The 20,063-nt window shown below is 38.4% G+C and carries 19 protein-coding genes and 1 pseudogene; 17 read left to right on the top strand and 3 right to left on the bottom strand.

Going from position 1 to position 20,063, the window contains the following annotated elements:
- The 13 genes and pseudogenes from R6U02_RS07270 to R6U02_RS07210 form a co-directional block, all read left to right on the top strand.
- Positions 1-141, top strand: a pseudogene (locus tag R6U02_RS07270) (HPr kinase/phosphorylase); the annotation flags it as partial.
- 14 nt (positions 142-155) lie between these two features.
- Positions 156-1,031: a prolipoprotein diacylglyceryl transferase gene (gene lgt, locus R6U02_RS07265; protein ID WP_410262950.1), complete on the top strand. Its 876-nt coding sequence runs from the start codon at positions 156-158 to the stop codon at positions 1,029-1,031.
- Between the two features lie 40 nt (positions 1,032-1,071).
- Positions 1,072-2,073 carry an NAD(P)H-dependent glycerol-3-phosphate dehydrogenase gene (locus tag R6U02_RS07260; RefSeq protein WP_410262949.1) on the top strand — a complete coding sequence of 334 codons (1,002 nt, stop codon included), beginning with the start codon at positions 1,072-1,074 and terminating at the stop codon, positions 2,071-2,073.
- 39 nt (positions 2,074-2,112) lie between these two features.
- Positions 2,113-3,057 carry a UTP--glucose-1-phosphate uridylyltransferase GalU gene (gene galU, locus R6U02_RS07255; RefSeq protein ID WP_410262948.1) on the top strand — a complete coding sequence of 315 codons (945 nt, stop codon included), beginning with the start codon at positions 2,113-2,115 and terminating at the stop codon, positions 3,055-3,057.
- A gap of 227 nt (positions 3,058-3,284) precedes the next feature.
- Positions 3,285-4,238 (top strand): thioredoxin-disulfide reductase, encoded by a 954-nt coding sequence (gene trxB, locus R6U02_RS07250; RefSeq protein WP_410262947.1) that lies wholly within the window; start codon positions 3,285-3,287, stop codon positions 4,236-4,238.
- Positions 4,239-4,532: 294 nt separating this feature from the next.
- The gene (locus R6U02_RS07245; protein ID WP_410262946.1) at positions 4,533-6,257 is read left to right on the top strand and encodes a phospho-sugar mutase; all 1,725 of its coding nucleotides are present in this window, start codon (positions 4,533-4,535) and stop codon (positions 6,255-6,257) included.
- Between the two features lie 36 nt (positions 6,258-6,293).
- Entirely contained in the window at positions 6,294-6,488 is a 195-nt protein-coding gene (locus R6U02_RS07240) for a DUF2892 domain-containing protein (protein WP_410262945.1), read from the top strand.
- A 203-nt stretch (positions 6,489-6,691) separates the two neighbouring features.
- Entirely contained in the window at positions 6,692-7,579 is an 888-nt protein-coding gene (rapZ, locus tag R6U02_RS07235; protein ID WP_410262944.1) for an RNase adapter RapZ, read from the top strand.
- Complete coding sequence (gene yvcK, locus R6U02_RS07230) at positions 7,576-8,598, top strand: uridine diphosphate-N-acetylglucosamine-binding protein YvcK (RefSeq protein WP_410262943.1); 1,023 nt, start codon at positions 7,576-7,578, stop codon at positions 8,596-8,598. The genes rapZ and yvcK overlap by 4 nt, the downstream gene beginning before the upstream one ends.
- Positions 8,599-8,640: 42 nt before the next feature.
- Positions 8,641-9,579 carry a DNA-binding protein WhiA gene (gene whiA / locus R6U02_RS07225; protein ID WP_410262942.1) on the top strand — a complete coding sequence of 313 codons (939 nt, stop codon included), beginning with the start codon at positions 8,641-8,643 and terminating at the stop codon, positions 9,577-9,579.
- Positions 9,580-10,093: 514 nt separating this feature from the next.
- Positions 10,094-11,407, top strand: a complete 1,314-nt coding sequence (gene rsxC / locus R6U02_RS07220; protein ID WP_410262941.1) for an electron transport complex subunit RsxC — start codon at positions 10,094-10,096, stop codon at positions 11,405-11,407.
- A 2-nt stretch (positions 11,408-11,409) separates the two neighbouring features.
- The gene (locus tag R6U02_RS07215) at positions 11,410-12,516 is read left to right on the top strand and encodes an RnfABCDGE type electron transport complex subunit D (protein WP_410262940.1); all 1,107 of its coding nucleotides are present in this window, start codon (positions 11,410-11,412) and stop codon (positions 12,514-12,516) included.
- An 84-nt stretch (positions 12,517-12,600) separates the two neighbouring features.
- Entirely contained in the window at positions 12,601-13,038 is a 438-nt protein-coding gene (locus R6U02_RS07210) for an immunoglobulin-like domain-containing protein (protein ID WP_410262939.1), read from the top strand.
- A gap of 74 nt (positions 13,039-13,112) precedes the next feature.
- Here R6U02_RS07210 and R6U02_RS07205 read toward each other — a convergent pair whose 3' ends face one another.
- Positions 13,113-13,826, bottom strand: a complete 714-nt coding sequence (locus R6U02_RS07205) for an MgtC/SapB family protein (protein ID WP_410262938.1) — start codon at positions 13,824-13,826, stop codon at positions 13,113-13,115.
- Positions 13,827-14,013: 187 nt separating this feature from the next.
- On the opposite strand from R6U02_RS07205, the gene rsxC (R6U02_RS07200) reads away from it, so the two are divergent.
- Together rsxC (R6U02_RS07200) and R6U02_RS07195 are read left to right on the top strand one after the other, a co-directional pair.
- The gene (gene rsxC, locus R6U02_RS07200) at positions 14,014-15,381 is read left to right on the top strand and encodes an electron transport complex subunit RsxC (protein WP_410262937.1); all 1,368 of its coding nucleotides are present in this window, start codon (positions 14,014-14,016) and stop codon (positions 15,379-15,381) included.
- Between the two features lie 3 nt (positions 15,382-15,384).
- Positions 15,385-16,416 carry an RnfABCDGE type electron transport complex subunit D gene (locus R6U02_RS07195; RefSeq protein ID WP_410262936.1) on the top strand — a complete coding sequence of 344 codons (1,032 nt, stop codon included), beginning with the start codon at positions 15,385-15,387 and terminating at the stop codon, positions 16,414-16,416.
- A 52-nt stretch (positions 16,417-16,468) separates the two neighbouring features.
- Here the strand turns inward: R6U02_RS07195 and R6U02_RS07190 are convergent, their stop codons facing one another.
- Both R6U02_RS07190 and R6U02_RS07185 read right to left on the bottom strand, forming a co-directional pair.
- Positions 16,469-17,032, bottom strand: a complete 564-nt coding sequence (locus R6U02_RS07190) for a chromate transporter (protein WP_410262935.1) — start codon at positions 17,030-17,032, stop codon at positions 16,469-16,471.
- On the bottom strand, positions 17,029-17,607 hold the full coding sequence (locus R6U02_RS07185) for a chromate transporter (protein ID WP_410262934.1): 579 nt from the start codon (positions 17,605-17,607) through the stop codon (positions 17,029-17,031). Before R6U02_RS07185 ends, R6U02_RS07190 begins: the two co-directional genes overlap by 4 nt.
- A 148-nt stretch (positions 17,608-17,755) precedes the next feature.
- Between R6U02_RS07185 and R6U02_RS07180 the strand changes: the two genes are divergently transcribed.
- The gene (locus R6U02_RS07180; RefSeq protein WP_410262933.1) at positions 17,756-18,628 is read left to right on the top strand and encodes a glycosyltransferase family 8 protein; all 873 of its coding nucleotides are present in this window, start codon (positions 17,756-17,758) and stop codon (positions 18,626-18,628) included.
- Positions 18,625-19,986: a glutathione-disulfide reductase gene (gene gorA, locus R6U02_RS07175; RefSeq protein WP_410262932.1), complete on the top strand. Its 1,362-nt coding sequence runs from the start codon at positions 18,625-18,627 to the stop codon at positions 19,984-19,986. The genes R6U02_RS07180 and gorA overlap by 4 nt, the downstream gene beginning before the upstream one ends.
- Positions 19,987-20,063: the final 77 nt, after the last annotated feature.

Genomic DNA, 20,063 nt, shown 5'->3' with positions numbered 1-20,063 from the left:
GTTCGAGTAGGGCGAAACTTGTCGATCATCATAGAAATTGCTACCATGAATATTCGTGCCAAAGACATGGGATACGATGCAACAAAAACTTTTGAGAATAATTTGAATAAATTAATTGAGAAAAATTCTCAAGAAGACTAGATGGAGGATTTATAATGCAAACTTTTAGTGGTAACATTGATCCAATTGCTTTTAGGTTAGGGCCAGTAGAAGTCGCTTGGTATGGTCTGATTATCGTTGTCGGTATGTTTTTAGCAGTCTGGCTCAGCATGAGAGAAGCCAACAAAAGAGGGATAGGCGAAGACTTTATTGTTGACCTTGCTTTTTGGATCATACCAGCAGGTATTCTAGGCGCCAGAATTTATTACGTATTGTTTAAATTACCGACATACTTAGATGATCCAATCCGAATGTTCTATCTTTGGGAAGGCGGTCTGGCAATTTATGGCGGATTAATACTTGGATTCATAACAATGTATTGGTACAGTCAAAAAAACAAGGTGCCTGTCTGGCTGTTAGTAGATATATTGGCCCCCCACGTCATGATTGCACAAGCAATAGGACGATGGGGAAATTTTGTCAATCAGGAAGCTCATGGGAGCGAAGTGAGTCGACAATTCTTAGAAAGACTTCAATTACCTGAATTTATCATCGAACAAATGAATATCAACGGGAGTTATTATCATCCGACATTTTTATATGAATCGCTATGGAATGTTGTCGGCTTTATCATTTTAATGGTATTAAGAGCGAAAAATAAGGTGCTCATCAGGGGGGAAGCTTTCTTGGGTTACCTTGCCTGGTACGGTTTAGGACGGTTCTTCATTGAAGGTATGCGAACTGACAGCTTGTATATCGGTGGTTTCCGAGTTTCACAGCTATTTTCATTACTGTTACTTGTTGCAAGTGTTGGATTGATCGTCTACAGACGATATTACGCTTATCCAAGACCTCCTTATTACACTGAAGGCGTTGACCCGGAAAAAACATTTCAGGAAAAGAAAGAAAAATATGATCAAAGAAAAAATTAAATGTAACGATTAAATCCTGTTATTTGAAGGAGCGATTAAAGTGGGAAGCAAAATTGCAGTTTTAGGCGCTGGCTCTTGGGGTAGTGCTTTAGCAAATGTTTTAGTTGAAAATGGTCATCACGTTAATTTATGGACCAGAGACAAAGCGCAGCAAAATGAGATCAATACGATGCACACCAATAAGCATTATTTGCCTGAATTTAAATTTTCAAATGAAATAATAGCAACGATAGATTTAAAAAAAGCCATCAAGGACGTTGAAGCTATTGTTATCGTTGTCCCCACAAATGGGATTCGAGAACTCTCACAAAGAGTTAATGAATTATTAGATAGAAAAATGACGATTGTTCATGCAGCCAAGGGCCTTGAACGTCAAACACATAAACGTATCTCTACGATCATTGAAGAGGAATTTTCTTCAGAAAACATAAATGGCATCGTTGCTTTATCTGGACCGAGTCATGCTGAAGAGGTGATAAAACGTGATTTGACAACAATCACAGCGGCCTCCACTCGTATAGATAGTGCACGTTATGTTCAATCTTTGTTTATCAATGATTACTTCCGTGTCTATACGAATGAAGATATCATCGGCGTAGAGATCGGAGCAGCGTTGAAAAATATTATCGCAATCGGTGCCGGAATCATCGCTGGCCTTGGTTATGGCGATAACGCAAAAGCTGGCCTCGTTACACGCGGTCTTGCTGAAATCAGCCGTTTAGGCATTAAATTAGGAGCAGATCCTTTAACATTTATGGGACTCAGTGGTGTGGGTGACTTGATTGTGACCTGTACCAGTCCGCATTCACGTAACTGGAGAGCCGGATACCAATTAGGTAAAGGTGAAAAGATAGAATCTGTCCTGGAAAATATGGGAATGGTTGTTGAGGGCGTTTCTACCACACAAGCCGCTTATGAATTAGCAAAAGAATATAAAATTGAGATGCCCATTACTGAAGCACTGTACGAAGTGCTATATAACGATGCTGAAGTTGAAAATGTTATACTCAACCTTATGCAACGAGAAGGCAAAGCTGAATAAAATAGCTTGTCTTACTAAGATATAAAGGAGTAGACGAAAATGAGAAAAGTAAGAAAAGCTATTATTCCGGCGGCAGGATACGGGACCAGATTCCTGCCGGCAACAAAAGCAATGCCCAAAGAAATGATTCCAATTGTTGATAAACCAACGATTCAATTCATTGTTGAAGAAGCTATTGCGTCCGGTATCGAAGATATTCTGATTATTACAGGCAAGCTAAAAAGACCGATCGAAGATCATTTTGATTCCAATCCAGAATTGGAAGAAAGTTTACGTAAAAAAGGTAAAGAAGAGTTGCTTGAACTTGTAGAAGAAACAACCGGACTCAATCTTTACTTCGTCAGACAACCATATCCATTAGGACTGGGACACGCTGTATTACAAGCGAAAGCTTTTGTTGGAGATGAACCTTTTGTCGTTATGTTAGGCGATGATATCATGGTTGATGAGGTTCCATTAACTAAGCAGTTGATCGAAGGATATGAACGAACACATGCCTCTAACATTGCAGTCATGCGTGTTCCTCATGAAGAGACTTCAAATTACGGGATAATTGAACCGGAAGCAGAAGTAGAAGAAGGGTTATATAATGTCCGTAAGTTTGTTGAGAAGCCTAATCCAGAAGATGCTCCCAGTGACTTAGCTATCATCGGGCGTTACTTACTTGTGCCGGAGATTTTTGATATTTTGGAAAAAATTGAGCCAGGCGTAGGTGGAGAAATCCAACTGACTGATGCCATTGATGAATTGAATAAAACACAACGCGTCTTTGCCAAAGAGTTTAAGGGTGAACGTTACGATGTCGGAGACAAGTTTGGGTTTTTAAAAACAACGATTCAGTATGGCTTAAAACATCCTCAGGTGAAAGACGATTTAAAACAATACATTTTAGACTTAAGTAAAGAACTTGAATCAGGAGCAATAGAGAATGCTATGGAACCAGAAGTACATGAACTCGGGAATACTAAAGAAAATGATGAATAACTAAAACTTAGCAGGATGAAGAGGAAGGTCATTCAAACTCCTTTTATAGTGAACAGGAAGAGTCAGAACTGTTTATTATGAAAGGAGTTTTTCATGCTTGACAAATTATGAGATTCTGGTAAAATGTAGAAGGTAAAGACGCTTACAAAAAGTAAGTCGATAAAAATTGGCTAATATTAAATAAATTAAAATTAGAGTATGATGCTAGTTGAGAGGAGCATATTTGAATGGAAGATGTAAAAACAATTTACGATGTTATTGTAATCGGTGCAGGTCCTGGAGGATTAACCGCCGGCTTATATGCATCTCGATCTAACTTAAAAACATTGATGTTAGAAAAAGGGATTCCTGGTGGTCAAATGAACAATACAGCTGAAATCGAAAATTATTCTGGTTTTAAAAGTATTATTGGGCCTGACTTATCTATGAAAATGCTTGAGGGTGCAACGCAATTTGGTGCCGAACATGCTTATGGTGACGTGCAGGAGATTGTAGACAGAGAAACAGTAAAAGAAGTGATAACCTCTGATAAAACGTATTTAGCTAAAGCTGTCATTATTTCTACTGGCGCAGAACACAAAAAATTAGGTGTGAAGGGTGAAGCGGAATTTAATGGCCGTGGCGTTTCTTACTGTGCTGTATGTGATGGTGCATTCTTCAGAAATAAACACGTCGTCGTTGTTGGTGGAGGCGATTCAGCGGTTGAAGAAGGCGCATATCTTACTCAGTTTGCTGATCGAGTAACCATCATCCACCGAAGAGATAAACTTCGAGCGCAAAAGATTTTACAAGATCGTGCTTTTAAAAACGAAAAAGTTGATTTCATCTGGGACTCTGTCGTTGAAGAAATTGTAGGAGACGATAAGGTTACCAGTGTAGAAATCAGAAATATTAAAAACGGAAAAATTTCCCTTATCGATGCGGAGGGTGCCTTTATTTACGTTGGTATATTACCAAACTCAAACGAATTCCGTTCGTTATCTATTACCAATGAAGAAGGTTGGATCGAGACGGACGCCAATATGATGACCCAAGTTCCGGGTGTTTTTGCTATTGGTGACGTAAGAGATACTGTACTAAGACAGGTTGCGACTGCTGTTGGAGATGGTTCAGTAGCCGGAAATGCAGCCTATCAGTATGTTGAAGAATTGAAAGAACAATTTGAAAAACACAATGTATAAAGGTTAATCTGTCAAAGAGAGGTCGAGACTCAGGTCTGGACCTCTCTTTTTTTCGGTCTAGCGGAGGTGCGTTTCAAATGGTGAAGCGGACTTTGAGATTCAATTACTCAATGATATTTAGGATATAAATATACCCAGAAACTTGATATGGTAATGAGTAGCGCTAATGTTAAATAAATACCAGTCGTTATTTATCTAACATGTATCTTTTTTTATGCAAGAAGAGGACAAAAATGATACAATCAAATTAGAATAGTTAACAGAACCAATATCTTAAAGAGACGAGGGATTATTGTGGATTGGAAAAAAACATATCAAACGTGGTTAAACCATTCAAGTTTGGATGCATCGTTGAAACAAGATTTAGAAAAAAATAAAGAAGAGGAGTCTGTACTTGAAGATGCCTTTTACACCTCACTTGAATTCGGTACAGCTGGGATGCGAGGGATCATTGGCGCTGGAACGAACCGTATGAATATCTATACCGTTCGACAAGCAACTGAAGGACTTGCACTCTTTATTGAAAAACAAGGAAATAAGATGAAAGAACGGGGGGTAGTGATTGCCTACGATTCTCGTCATATGTCTAAAGAATTTGCCATGGAATCAGCCCTAACTTTAGCAGCCCATGGGATAAAAGCCTATGTATTTGAAGAACTACGTCCCACACCGGAATTATCTTTTGCAGTAAGATATTTGAAAGCTGCTGCGGGTATTGTGATTACAGCGAGCCATAATCCACCAGAGTATAATGGATATAAAGTATACGGTGATGACGGTGGACAATTACCGCCTAAAGAAGCGGATGATTTAACTACTTATGTACGAAGTGTGACTGATATCCTCTCGATTGATGTGCTAGATAGAGAGCAAGCAGAAAAAGAGGGACTTTTAGAAATTATTGGTAAAGATGTGGACAGATATTATTTGGAAGCACTCAAAACAGTAACGATCGATCAAGATTTAATTGATAGACAAGGCAGAGAATTAAAGATTGTTTTCACGCCTCTTCATGGTACCGGTCAGATGTTAGGTGAAAAAGCACTGAAGCAGATTGGCTTTAGAAATGTTTTTTTTGTAGAGGAACAATCGAAGCCAGATCCAGATTTTTCAACGGTTAAATCACCAAATCCTGAAGATCCAAAAGCGTTTACTTTAGCTATTGAAAAAGGTATAGAAGTAGATGCCGATGTTTTGATCGCAACGGATCCAGATGCTGATCGCTTAGGATTGGCTGTGAAAACTGCTAAAGGGCATTACGAAGTATTGTCAGGGAATCAAATTGCTGCACTAATGGTCGAATATATTTTTAAAGCACATTCGCTTAAAGAATCATTACCAAAAAATAGTGTTATGCTTAAATCGATTGTTTCAAGCGATTTACCTACTGTGATCGCTGATAAATACGGAGTGGAAACCATAAACGTATTGACAGGCTTTAAGTTTATTGCAGAAAAAATAAAACAGTTTGAAGCAGACCATTCTAAAATATTTATGTATGGATTTGAAGAAAGTTATGGTTATCTCATCCAACCATTTGTTAGAGATAAGGATGCTATCCAAGCCTTGGTAATGGTGGCCGAAATGACTGCTTATTATAAAGAACAAGGGTACAGTTTATTTGATGCCATCCATGAAATTTACCATGAACATGGGCATTTTGAAGAAAAAACGATTTCAGTAAAAATGGATGGAATGGAAGGCACTGAAAAAATCAATGAAATCATGAGAAACCTTCGCTCACAATCCCCTTCAAGAATTGGTGATATAAAAGTAACGAAATTTGAGGATTTCAAGACTCAAACACGCATCATGTCTTCTTCAAAAGAAACGATCGATTTACCGAAAGCGAACGTTTTAAAATATACGCTGGCTGATTCTAGTTGGATCGCTGTTCGTCCTTCCGGTACTGAGCCTAAAATCAAGTTTTACATCTCAGCTTGTGACGAATCAGGGGTCGCGGTTCGAGAGAAATCAGAAGCTTTTGAAGCCGATATTCGTTCGATGATAAAATTTTAAGTTTAAAGTAAAGATTAAAATTAGGAGGCTACACTGATGGAAAAAAATGTAGGCAAAAAAGATAAAATGATTAGAATAGTTCTTGCCATCGCCATCTTCCCGCTTTTGTTCTTAAATGCAACTCCTATTAGGTGGTTTGGATTTCTTTCCATCCCTTTGCTTTTCACTGCCTTAACTCAAAGATGCGGACCTTACGCTTTAATGGGCGTCAACACATGTGAGAAAGACTGATAACTGAGCACAGTAAAAAGCCTATCAAGAATAATTGCTTGATAGGCTTTTTTTGAGTAAAATGATTTGAATCAGACACTAGAAAAGTGAGGGACCCAGCAAACGTAGAGGCTGGCAATGACACACCAGGGGTGTTATAATAAATAGAAATAGGTTGGAGCATAAAAAGTGTCATATCATGAGTTTCAATAGGAGTGAGTGTAATGAATGAAAAACTTGAACTCGTCATCATAACAGGAATGAGTGGTGCGGGAAAAACTGTTGCCATGCAAAGTTTTGAAGATATGGGATACTATTGTATCGATAATATGCCTCCAAATCTTTTACCAACTTTTTGGAAGTTAGTCCGAGAATCCGGACAATTCAGTAAAATCGCCTTGGTAATGGATTTAAGAATGAGAGATTTTTTCGAAGAGATTAATCAGGTCCTTGAAAAAATGGATAACACTCCTCACATTACAACACGTATCCTCTTTTTAGAGGCAACAAACGAAGAATTAGTAACACGTTATAAGGAGACGCGACGGGCGCATCCGTTAGCTAAAAATGAACGGACTATAGAAGGAATCAAAAAAGAGCGTGAATTACTCAATGATATTAAAAGACGTGCACAATTAGTTATTGATACAACAAATTTAACTCCAAGAGAATTAAGGGACATGTTGATCAAGGAATACAAAGAAAAAGAAAAAATAATGTTCCGTGTCGAGATTGTCTCTTTTGGATTCAAATATGGCATTCCAATCGATGCAGACATCGTTATGGACGTCCGGTTTTTACCTAACCCTCATTATATAGAAGAATTAAAACCTCAAACAGGTTTGGATAAACCTGTTTACGATTATGTTATGCAACAAACAGAGACAGAAACATTTTATAAAAAGTTTGTTGATTTAATAGATTTTACATTGCCCGGTTACAAAAAAGAAGGAAAGAGTAATGTGACGATCGCTATAGGTTGTACAGGCGGAAAACACAGGTCGGTGGCATTAGTAGAACGGGTTGCGGAACACATTAAAACAGATGGATATCATGTGAATGTATCTCATCGCGATAAAGATAAGGTAAAGGAGTCCGTTGTGAGATCATGAAGCAGGAGACATTCAAAAAGAGAAAGCCAAAAATTGTAGTTATAGGTGGCGGGACTGGATTGCCTGTTATCCTGAAAAGTTTAAAAGAGAAAGATGCTGATATTACTGCGGTTGTTACAGTCGCAGATGACGGAGGCAGCAGTGGTGCCTTGCGTAGAAGTTTTAATGCTGTACCACCCGGAGATTTACGTAATGTACTGGCGGCTCTATCTGAGATTCCAGAATTACAACGTGAAATTTTCCAGTACCGTTTCAGTTCAGATGATCAAAGCTTATCAGGTCATACGATAGGTAATTTAATTATCTCTGCGATGGCTGACATGAGCGGCAATATCTATGATGCGATTCAGTTGCTTGCTACTATGATGCATGTCAAAGGACATGTCTATCCTGCAGCAGAGGAACCATTAAATCTTCATGCGAGATATATGGATGGGAGTACGCAGACTGGGGAATCAAAAATTCCTAAAAAGGGTAAGATGATCGATTTTGTTTCAGTATCTTGTGTAGAGGAAAAACGTCCTGTGCATGCGAGCAGAAAAGTTGTATCGGCAATCATGAATGCTGATATGGTCGTTCTGGGTCCTGGCAGTTTATTCACTAGCATTTTATCTAACATCATGATTCCTGATATTGGGAAAGCATTGTTGGAGACTGAAGGGAAAGTCGTTTATATTTCTAACATTATGACTCAACTTGGTGAAACCGAAGGGCTAAATGATGCCGATCACGTTAAAGTATTGCACAAACACTTAGGGAAGAAATTTGTGGACATCGCTATAACGAATATTGGTGACGTGCCAGAAGCGTATATTGGACAAGAGAAAAATGAAGAATACCTACTTCAAGTTGAACATGATTTTAAAGGTATGACAGAAGAAGTCCCCATGATTATTTCCGATAACTTTTTGAAATTGACTAGTCGTGGGGTATACCACAATGGTGAAAAAGTGGCAGAAGAAATATTCCGAACGGCATTTAACAGTCAAAGAAAAATTAAAGAATATCTACAGAAGTAAGAACTGAAAGACCAGTCTTTTAGTTAAAGGGAAGTGAAAGTAATGTCATTTGCATTTGATGTGAAGAAAGAGTTAACATTGTTAGAAGTCCATCCGGAACACGCGAAAGCTGAGCTGGCAGCTTTAATTAGAATGAATGGAACGCTAAGCATACTTGATCATGATTTCTTGTTAAATGTTCAAACTGAAAATGCAGCTATTGCGAGAAGAATATATTCATTAATTAAAGATAATTTTGATGTCGAATCAGAAGTATTGGTCAGAAAAAAAATGAAATTGAAAAAAAACAATGTATATATTGTAAGGTTGAAAAGCGGAAGTAAAATCATCTTGAAAGAACTCGGGATAATGGACGGTATGTTGTATCATGGTCATGTGCCGGATGAAATTAAAAATAACAAACAAAAAATCAAATCATATTTAAGAGGAGCCTTTTTAGCCGGAGGATCTGTCAATAGCCCGGATACAAGTCGTTATCATTTGGAAATCCATTCGAGTTATGAAGAGCACAACAATGATATATGTGAGATGATGCAGGTCTTCGAATTTAACGCACGCGTTCATGAACGGCGGAACGGTTACATTGTTTATTTAAAAGAATCAGAAAAAATCGCTGATTTTTTATCTTTGATCGGGGCAACTGGAAGCATGTTTAAATTTGAAGATGTTCGGATCGTTCGAGATATGAGGAACTCAGTCAATCGTTTAGTCAATTGCGAAAATGCTAATTTGAACAAGACTATTGATGCCGCTTCGAAGCAAATCGAGAATATCCGATTAATCGAGCGTACAATTGGACTAGACACACTGCCTGAAAAATTAAAAGAAATCGCATTAATGAGAGTGGAAAATCCTGATGTAAGCTTAAAAGAATTAGGCGAATTGTTGCCTGATGGTGGGGTATCCAAATCAGGAGTGAATCATCGGTTAAGAAAAATCAATAAACTAGCAGAAGAAATTAAAGAAAAAAATCCAGCATAAAAGTACCCTCTCTTAATTAAAAATTAGAGAGGGTGTTTTTATGCTGGATTTGTAACAACTTTATTTTTATTAAAAGTCGATAAACTTGTATCGCTTCACAATTGAAGTGAAATAAGTATATATGGGAAATCATGAAACGGTTTTCATTTAGAAGGTCCTAATGATAATGGTTAGAAAGAATTGTTATGAAATTTAAATGTATTTACTTAATTTAAATTATAGTAATTATTATCTGGCGTTTCGTAATTTGGAGTAATAAAAAAACCGGAATAAATCATTTCACAATCTTACAAACAGTAATTATAAAAATAGTAATGAGAATCTTTTTCATTTGTAATATTTAAACTTGTTTTTCCCTTTGACCAGTGTAATATCTTTACATTTAGTGTATGTTTCGGTATTCTTTTAGTAGACCTTGTAGTGGAAAAACAGCTATTATAACTTGTGAAAATTATTTTTTTCACGTTACATAACAAATAAATTGATCATTTTATATAATTGAGGAGGAAAGGGAATGCGATTAAAGACAAAACAAAAAGCAATATTTCCAAAGCTTAATAAAGCGCGTACACACGACAAGCCGATAGAACACATCGATGCTCCTGCTATCATGGTATATCCAATGTCAATGCACATCGGAGCACCTGCTAAACCAATCGTAGAAGTAGGCTCCACTGTGAAAGTCGGGACACTTATTGGTGAAGCGCAAGGATTTATTTCTGCCAATATTTATTCTTCAGTAAGCGGAGAAGTTATTTTGATTGAAGATCGCGAAATCATTAGTGGAGTGGTGACTTGTCTTATTGTCAAAAATGATGGCCAATATACTGAGGAACCTCCATTTCCAGAGGCTGGCAAAGATGTTGCTCCGGAATTAGTGCCAGAATTGATAAGACGTGCAGGTATCGCAGGTATGGGTGGAGCGACTTTTCCAACAGATGTAAAAATGAGACCGGCTGAAGATAAAAAAATTGATACAATAATTTTGAATGGTGCAGAATGTGAACCATATTCAACGTCTGATTTCCGCATGATGCTGGAGTATGCGGATGAAATTATTGAAGGCGTACGTGTCATTGATGGTGTCTTTAATGTTGATAAAATTTACATCGGTATTGAAGACGACGCTAAAGAAGCCGGAGAGAGGCTTAGAGAAGTAGCAAGCGATTTTGATAAAATAGAAATTAAAGTTCTTGAAGCGAAATATCCACAAGGTTCTGAAAAACAATTGATTGAGTACTGTACAGGACGTCAGGTCCCCTCGGGTGGACTGCCTGCCGATGTTGGTTGTGTCGTTTCGAATGTTGGGACATTTCAAGCTATTTATCGTGCCGTTCGTCTAGGTAAACCTTTGGTTGAACGTGTAACGACGATTACAGGGACTCCTATCGTCGATCCTAAAAATCTACTTGTTCGAATTGGCACACCGATTGATGATCTTATTGATATTTGTGGTGGTTTCCAGGAAGCACCAAGAAAAGTTATTCATGGCGGACCTATGATGGGTAGAACTATAAGAGATGGATCCGTTCCGATATCCAAAGGAACGACACACATCACTTTCTTGACTGCATCAGAAGTTGACGATGAAGAACGTATGGATTGTATCCGGTGTTCTGAATGCTTAAATGTCTGCCCTGTAAGTTTGCAACCTATTCTTATAAGTAATGCTTATGAGCGTGGCGACATTGAGAAAGCAGAACATTTGGGAGCTATGGACTGTATCGAATGTGGAAACTGCTCATTCATTTGTCCTTCAAAGATTCCTTTACTAGACAACATTAGAAAAGCTAAAACGGCTATCAAGCAAAATGCGAAGGCGGTGTAGAGATGAGTACCAATAAAACAAAAACCACCTTAGCTGATTATGATTTGGTCCTGGATCAATCACCTCATATTTTTGAGAAATGGTCTTCGCAATGGATAATGTTACAAGTTATTATTGCTATGCTTCTGCCGTTGGCAGCTGGAACTTATTTCTTTGGTTTGCAGGTGCCATTCATCACAGGCGTTGCTGTTTTAGCGAGTGTTATCAGTGAATATTTATATGAACGACTCGTCAGAAAACGCGTCACGATTACAGATTTGTCGGCCGTAGTAACAGGGATGCTGATTGGTTTAAGTTTGCCAAATGGCGTGACATGGTATGCTGCTGTTATCGTAAGTGTGATAGCTATTGTCTTTATCAAAATGATCCCCGGCGGCATTGGCAAAAATAGATTCAATCCTGCTGTTGGCGGTCGCATCATCTATTTGATGGCTCCCTGGGTCGTCAATAGTTTTGTAGCTGGCGAGGATGTCTTAACAACAGCTAGTTCAGCCGAAGCGATTACAGGTGCTACAGTTTGGGGTGCAGATTTAGTTTCTTCAGCAACACCACTTTACTACATTTCTAGTGGCGCAACTGAAGTGCCTGAAGGTGCTCAGACACTCTGGAACTTGTTCTTAGGTAATCAGGGCGGTTGGGGTGGATCGCTCGGAGAAACGAGTTCTATAACCATTTTAATTGCCATGGCTTTTTTAATTCTTAGAAGAATTATTAATCCGAAAATTCCAGCCTTTTATATTGGGACTTTCGCGTTAATTATGTTTGTCTATTCAGGATTTGACTTTCAGTATGTGCTCTATCATTTGTTTAGTGGATCGCTACTCTTAGGGGCAACCTTTTTTATTACTGATTATGTATCAGGTGGTTTAACGCCGATGGGACGGACGCTATTCCCGATTGGCGCCGGTATATTAACAGCAGCCTTCAGAATTTCAGCTTTCTCACCAGAAGGTGTCGGGTTCTCTATCTTAATCATGAATGCCATTATTCCCTTCTTGGATAAAGTGGTCATGCCCAAGATATACGGACACACTAAGCGTCCAAGGGTACATTCAGATTATGATCTCGCAGAACCGTTAAAGAAGCGTGACATTTTAACTGAAGAATAATAAATAAAGCGACTGAATGAACTCATTCAGTCGCTTTATTACGTATAGTACTATAATATAGAGTAAAAAAAGGAGGTGACCATAGTGAATAATAAAAGAAATGCAATACATTATATCATACTGTCTAGTAGTTTGATCTTTATAGGTGGATGTTCAGCAAATAATGCAGAGCCGTCTCCCTATGAAGAGGTGAATACGCTGGAAAATGTAGAAATAGCACTTGAAAAAGATGAGTATAGGCCAAAGGATGACACCTTTATTTTAAACACCATTAATGAATCCGAAGACGATATCTCCTATGGAATAGCTTTTACTTTAGAAAAAGAAAAAGATAACACGTGGTTTATGGTGGAACCTGATGAAGAGATAGCGTTTATCTTGATTGCCCATATCCTGGGCCCAGGAGAAGAAGCTCAGGAGGAATTAAATATGGAATATTATGAACCTTTAGATACGGCGAAATATCGGATAGTACGTGAAATAGAAGGTGAAGTGCTTACTGCTGAATTTGAAGTGAAATAATAAAGTACGTGATAGTCTTAAGCGCTTAAAAGAGGCAGTATCTTTTTTACAGTCAGAAGACATTGCGTGCTTTTTCAATTATCAAACGTGGTTTTAATGGTATTGATTTTCAGAATATTTTTATGCGTCCCTACTTGGGACATATAATCCATCATATTAAAATCAACAGGCAGATGTAGCGTGTAGAGGTCCTCACAGACAGTTGAGCCATCTTCTAAATAGGTAATGGAATGATCGGTCGATACGATGGTAATATGGTGTTCACGAAAACTGTTTTTCAAAAAATTCAAGGTTTCTTCTCGAGATTTATATTTTATTTCTAATTGTTTTGTGCGATCTATTTTAAATAAGGTTCTCACTGATTTTAACACAATGAGCATGATAAACGTGCTGGAAATAGCCATGAAATAATACCCCATCCCAACGGCTATCCCTAAACTGGCAATGGCCCATATAGAAGCCGCAGTCGTTAAACCTGTAACCGACCGTTTACTTACGATAATTGTTCCGGCGCCCAAGAAACCAATACCATTAACGATCTGGGCTGTTAGACGGGTGATATCAGAAGATAAGACGTGAGATAGTTCAGGATTGTTTCTCGCAAATTCTAAAAGCCAGCTACTCGCTTCAAGCTGTGTCATAGTGATAATAGCTGCCCCTAAACTGACCAGAGTATGTGTACGGACTCCAGCATCTCGACCTCTCAATTCTCTTTCATAACCAATAATTCCTCCCACTGATGCGGCTAATAATAGACGCATAAGCATTTCCCACTGGCCAATAGACATGCTACCCCTCTTTTCCATATGGTTTAATCTTATTATCATAAATAAGTGGATGAAATACAAGTTTTAGTCTTTATCATACACAATACCTATATTCTTTTGTCTTTTACCAAAATATTGTATACTGAGATTATTATAAATGAAAGCCTTTTTTCATTGTAAACTGATTATAATACAGTCGCATATGTAAATGAGTGATTTTAAAGTCGAGCAAGTAGAAAGGATGTTTTTCATGAGCTTTTCGTTCATGGGTAAACACGGTGGGTCTCACCCGGAAGACAATAAGTCGCGTACAAATAAGTTAGCGATAGAAGACGCTACAGTACCCAAAATAATGGTATTTCCTGTCTCGATGCATATCGGCGCTCCGGCCAAACCAGTAGTCGAAGTCGGAGATAACGTCAAATCAGGTCAGTTAATTGCTGAAGCAGGAGGATATGTATCTGCTAATGTGCATTCTTCAGTTTCCGGTGAAGTTATTGCGATAGAAAAAAGACTGATCGTTGGAGGAGAATCTGACTGCATTATAGTGAAAAATGACTATAACTATACAAAAGCTGTACCCCTTGTTGAACCGGGTAAATCTCAGGAAATGTCTAAAGATGACATACTGGCTACAGTGAGGAAAGCAGGAGTAGCAGGAATGGGTGGAGCGACGTTTCCAACCTCGGTTAAGCTTAGTCCGCCACCTGGGATGACTGTGGACTCGTTAATAATTAACGGTGCAGAATGCGAGCCCTATTCCACATCCGATCATCGAGTTATGGTAGAATATCCTGACGAAATTGTTAAAGGTATCAACCTGCTAAGAAAACTGTTCCCTTTATTAAAAAATATCTATATTGGAATAGAAGACAACAAACCGGATGCGATTAAAGCATTGATAAATGCATCTGCTGATTATGATGATATCAGCGTTCGTCCACTTAAAACAATGTATCCACAAGGATCTGAAAAGAACTTAATTAAAAATGTGACAGGTAGAGAAGTACCCCCAGGCGGACTTCCAGCTGCAGTCCGTTGTGTCGTTTTAAATACGTCAACGATACGTACGTGTTATAGAGCCTGTGAACTTGGAGAGCCATTGATTGAGCGTGTTGTTTCTGTATCAGGAGCACCAATCAAGAATCCAAAGAACCTGAAAGTTAAAATAGGAACGCCAATGGACTCGCTTATTGATGATTGTGGTGGATTCAAAGAAGTGCCAGGAAAAGTGTTGCACGGTGGACCGTTTATGGGCAAGGCGGTTTCTGATTTAGGTGTACCTATCATCAAAGGGACAACAACTATCACGGTTTTAACTCCTGAAGAAGCTGATATTGGTGACGAGCAGGATTGTATTATGTGTGCTGAATGTATCAATGTTTGTCCTGTAAGCTTGCAGCCGATTCTAATTAGTGATGCATTTGAAAGAGGTAACATAGAAAAAGCAAAAGAATTAGGTGCGATGGATTGTATTGAGTGTGGGAATTGTTCGTTTATTTGCCCATCGAAAATCCCTCTTTTAGAAAATATTAGAGCTGCCAAAACAGCGATAAAACAAAAGGAGGCGAAGTGAATTATGGCTCAAGCAGTTGATGTGAAAGGCAATTTACGTGTAGGACCTTCGCCACACATTCGCAGTAAACGAACATCGGCATGGGTAATGGATCAGGTCATGCTTGCAATGGTCCCGCCTGTTGTTGCCGCAACCTACTTCTTTGGCTGGTGGGTATTAGGGATGGTCCTTATAGGAGTAACTACTGCTGTTGCCTCAGAATTTATTTATCAGAAGTTAACATATAAACCGATCAAGATTCAGGATCATAGTGCAGCAGTGACAGGCATGTTGATTGCATTGAGTCTACCCGTTACTGCACCGATATGGATGATTATGTTTGGTTCCATTTTTGCAATTATTATCGTTAAACAGTTTAACGGCGGTATCGGTAAGAACTACTTTAATCCAGCTGTAGCCAGTAGGGTTGCAATTAAAGCCTTCTTTACACCCTGGCTGGCTAACTGGGTACTCCCTGCTGGTTTTTTTGGAAGTGGTTTTAGAGGAGTAGATGCAGTTTCGACGGCGACCCCACTAGAATATATTGGTGATGGTGCGCGAACTGTGGCTGAAGAAGTACCTGATTTGTTCAATCTATTTATGGGTATGGATTTAGGCGGAAATGTTGGAGAGACTTCTAAATTTGCGATTTTAATCGGAATGCTCTATTTGATCTTTAGACGTGTAATTAATCCGAAGATTCCTATTTTATATATTTTAACTACAACAGTCGTTATGGGATTATGGTCTAGTTTCAACTTTGATTTCATGATGACACATGCTTTGACGGGAACGTTGTTCTTCGGCGCCACCTATATGGCAACTGATTACAGTTCAGGCTCATTAACTCCTGAAGGAAAAATCGTGTTTGCTATTGGTTGTGGAGTGTTAACTGCATTCTTTAGAATCACACTCGATCATCCTGGCGGAGTAGGCTATTCTATCTTAATCATGAATGCTTTAGCTCCTTATATTGATAATAAATTGATGCCACGTATTTATGGACATTCAAAGAGACCGCAAGTTAACTTTAATCGTCAAAGTGAAAATAACTAAAAATATTAAAATGACCGAGTAATGGAGATTTCCATTACTCGGTCATTTTTTATTAGATAAAGCTATAAACAATCCCGCCTGCTACACCAGTTATCAAGATGACGTGGATAGGGCTCGCTTTATATTTTCGCATCAGCAAAATAGCTATGCCAAAGAAAATGACGGAAATCCAGTTGAGTTCTGCCAAGTCAAGCGGCCAATCGCTATGGCCGAACATGGCAGTTAAAAAGATAGTTAAGCCAGCAGAAGCGATCAGTGCAACGACGGCCGGTCGTAATCCTTGAATGATACCTTGCACCATAGTAATGTTTTTATATTTAAAGTAAAAATAAGCTAATATTTGAACGATAATTACTGAAGGAAGTGTCACCCCGACGGTCGCAACAATGCCTCCTGATATACCTGCAATCTGATTGCCCGCAAAAGTAGCAGCATTAATGGCTATTGGTCCTGGAGTCATCTCAGAAAGCGTTAAAATGTCAATGAATTGTTGAGTGGTGATCCAACCTTGGACATGGATCAATTCTTGTTCAATGAGGGGTAAGGCAGCATAGCCGCCCCCGAAGCTAAAAATACCTATTTGAAAAAAACTAAGGAGTAATTCGATAAGAATCATTTGTCATCCCCCTTATTCTTACGAATTTTCAATTCCCAAACTGTTGTCATTGCACCTATGATACCCGAAAACAACAACAGCCATAGAATATTAACCTGATAAATAATTCCTGCAATTAATGCGGCGATCATAACTAAAACTGGAATAACTTTCTTTTGGTCTACAACCCGTTTCCCCATGTTATAGACGACGTTCACGATGATTGCGGCAACACCTGCCTGCATCCCGAGCAAAACGTTATTAACGATTATGTTATCTCTTACAGCTAAATAAATATAAGCTAAGGCTGTCATAATAAACAAAGGGGGGATGATAGTACCCAATACAGTCACCATGGCGCCAGGAACGCCAGCCATGCGGTAACCAACTAATATAGATGTATTAACAGCGATTGGTCCGGGGGCGGATTGTCCTAATGCAATCAGATCAAGCATTTCATCTTCATTGATCCATCCCAATTCATCAACGAATTTTTTTTCCATCAGAGGAACAATAACGTAGCCTCCGCCGAAGGTAAACATACTTAAAAAGAATGTCGATTTAAAAAGCGTTATATATAAATCTTTCTTTTCCATTTGCTTCTCTCCTTTTTATCCTGTCTTTTATTATAGTAGAATTTCAAAGTCTTTGAAAGGAAAAGTAACAGTAAATGTTATTCGAGTGTTTTTTCATTCAATAACCGGTATAATAATACTAAGAATGCGTTGATTTGGAGGTGTCAAGATGATCAATTTATTATTTTCCTTAAATGAAAATTATATCTATCCTTTGAAAGTAATGATTCGATCGCTTGTAGAAAATCATCCGAATGAATCTTTTCGAATGTATTTGTTACACGCTGGAATAAGTGAGCAATCTTTAGAAGATTTACGTCGGTATATTGAAAGTGAGGACGATAATGAACTGATTGCTATTTACAGTAAAAATTTTTTTGAATCATCAGATAAAATAGCTATCACACGTTACTATGCTTTGGAAATGTATCTCTGGATGTTTGCCCCTTATATCTTGCCAAATGATGTAGAGCGCATTTTATACCTTGACCCGGATATTGTTGCTATAAATGACATTAAACCCTTTTACAACAAATCCTTTGATGGCTATTCATTTATTGCGACGAATTATAAATATAAAACAAAATGGATTCAGCCTTTTAATAATCTACGGTTGAGAAATTTTGAATCCGATGATTATTTTAATTCTGGAGTTGTGTTGATGAATTTGAAAAAGTTACGAAAAGTAGGGGGCGTAAATCGGATCGTCGAAGCAATAAGAGAAAATAAGTCTATTCTCATATTGCCCGATCAGGACATCTTTAACTTAGTTTACGTCAATGATATAAAAGAAGAAGATTGGCGTGTGTATAACATGGATCCAAGGGTATATGAAAAATTGAATATCCTATTTCCTAACAAGTATAATCTCCAAATGATTGGAAAAGAGGTTGTGTTTATTCATTATTCCGGCAAACATAAGCCATGGAAGGAACGAGAAAAATATAAATACACACTAGGGAACTATTATTTTGACTTTGAAGGAAGAGTTTACAACTCAGGGAATGAACAATCAATATTTAGAAAAGGGAGTAGAGTATGACTAAACACTATGATTATGATTATTTAGTAATTGGCGGGGGAAGTGGGGGAATCGCTTCTGCTAATCGTGCAGCTATGCATGGCGCACGTGTCGCTTTAATTGAAGAAGATAAACTCGGAGGGACCTGTGTCAACTTAGGCTGTGTACCTAAAAAGGTGATGTGGTATGTCACGGAAATGATGGAATCGATTCATTCTTATGCAGATGATTACGGTATCGAGCTGAAACATAAACCTGTCTTTAATTATAAGAAAATGATGGATAATAGAGAAGAATACATCGCGCTTCTACATAAAGCTTATAAGAAAGGCCTGGATTCGAACAATATCACACTTATAAAGGGAAGGGCCAAATTTATAGACGAGTCGACCGTTGAAGTAGCCGGTCAGAAAATAACAGCTGATCATATTTTGATCGCTACTGGAGGTAAACCGAAACGTTTAAATATCCCCGGTGGTGATCTAGGTATTGTTTCAGATGATGTGTTCCGTTTAGAAGAGTTACCGAAGAGTATCGCTGTAATTGGTGGAGGTTATATTGGTGTTGAAATGAGTGGGATATTGAATGCATTGGGCGTAGAGACGCATTTATTTGTTCGAAAACCGGCTCCGTTATATAATTTTGATTCTATAATATGCGAGGGGTTTCAGGCTATTTCTGAGAGTGAAGGGCGTCACATCCATGTGAATAAAACGATAATAAATGTTGAACAGAAAGATTCAAAGACCATCTGTTTGTATTTTGAAGATGGAACGACACATGAAACGGAACAAGTGCTATGGGCGACCGGCAGAGTGCCTAACACTAAAGGATTAAATCCAGAAGCTGCGGGGGTAAACCTTTATCCAGGTGGTTATGTTGAAGTGGATCGTTTCCAGAACACGACAGGAGACAATATCTATTCAGTTGGTGATGTGACGGGGAGAGCAGAATTGACGCCTGTAGCGATTGCTGCTGGAAGGCGCTTATCTGAACGGGTTTTCAATGATAAGAAGAATGAGTACCTTGATTATAATAATATTCCAACGGTCATCTTTACACATCCACCTATTGGAACAGTTGGTATGAGCGAAGAACAAGCAAGAGATGAATACCCGGCAGAAGCCATTAAAATTTATAAAACGGAATTCACATCGATGCATAGCTCGATTACGGATAACAGACAAAAGGTGTACATGAAACTTGTTTGCGTTGGGAGAAGTGAAAAAGTAGTCGGGTTACACGGCATAGGCAAAGGGATGGATGAATTACTGCAAGGTTTCGCTGTGGCGATGCAAATGGGAGCGACTAAAAAAGATTTTGACCGTACGATAGCTATTCATCCAACGGCTGCTGAGGAATTTGTCACGATGAAGTGATCGTACGTGTTTAGGTTCTGAGAAAGCCTTTTCAACTACTTTAACGTTCGTTTATAGGTTAAATGCGAACGATAAAG

This window comes from Alkalibacterium sp., from assembly GCF_046484155.1.
Taxonomy (GTDB): Bacteria; Bacillota; Bacilli; order Lactobacillales; family Carnobacteriaceae_A; genus Alkalibacterium.
Note: the sequence above shows the minus strand (reverse complement) of the source record. Positions and strands in the feature narration are given on the sequence as shown.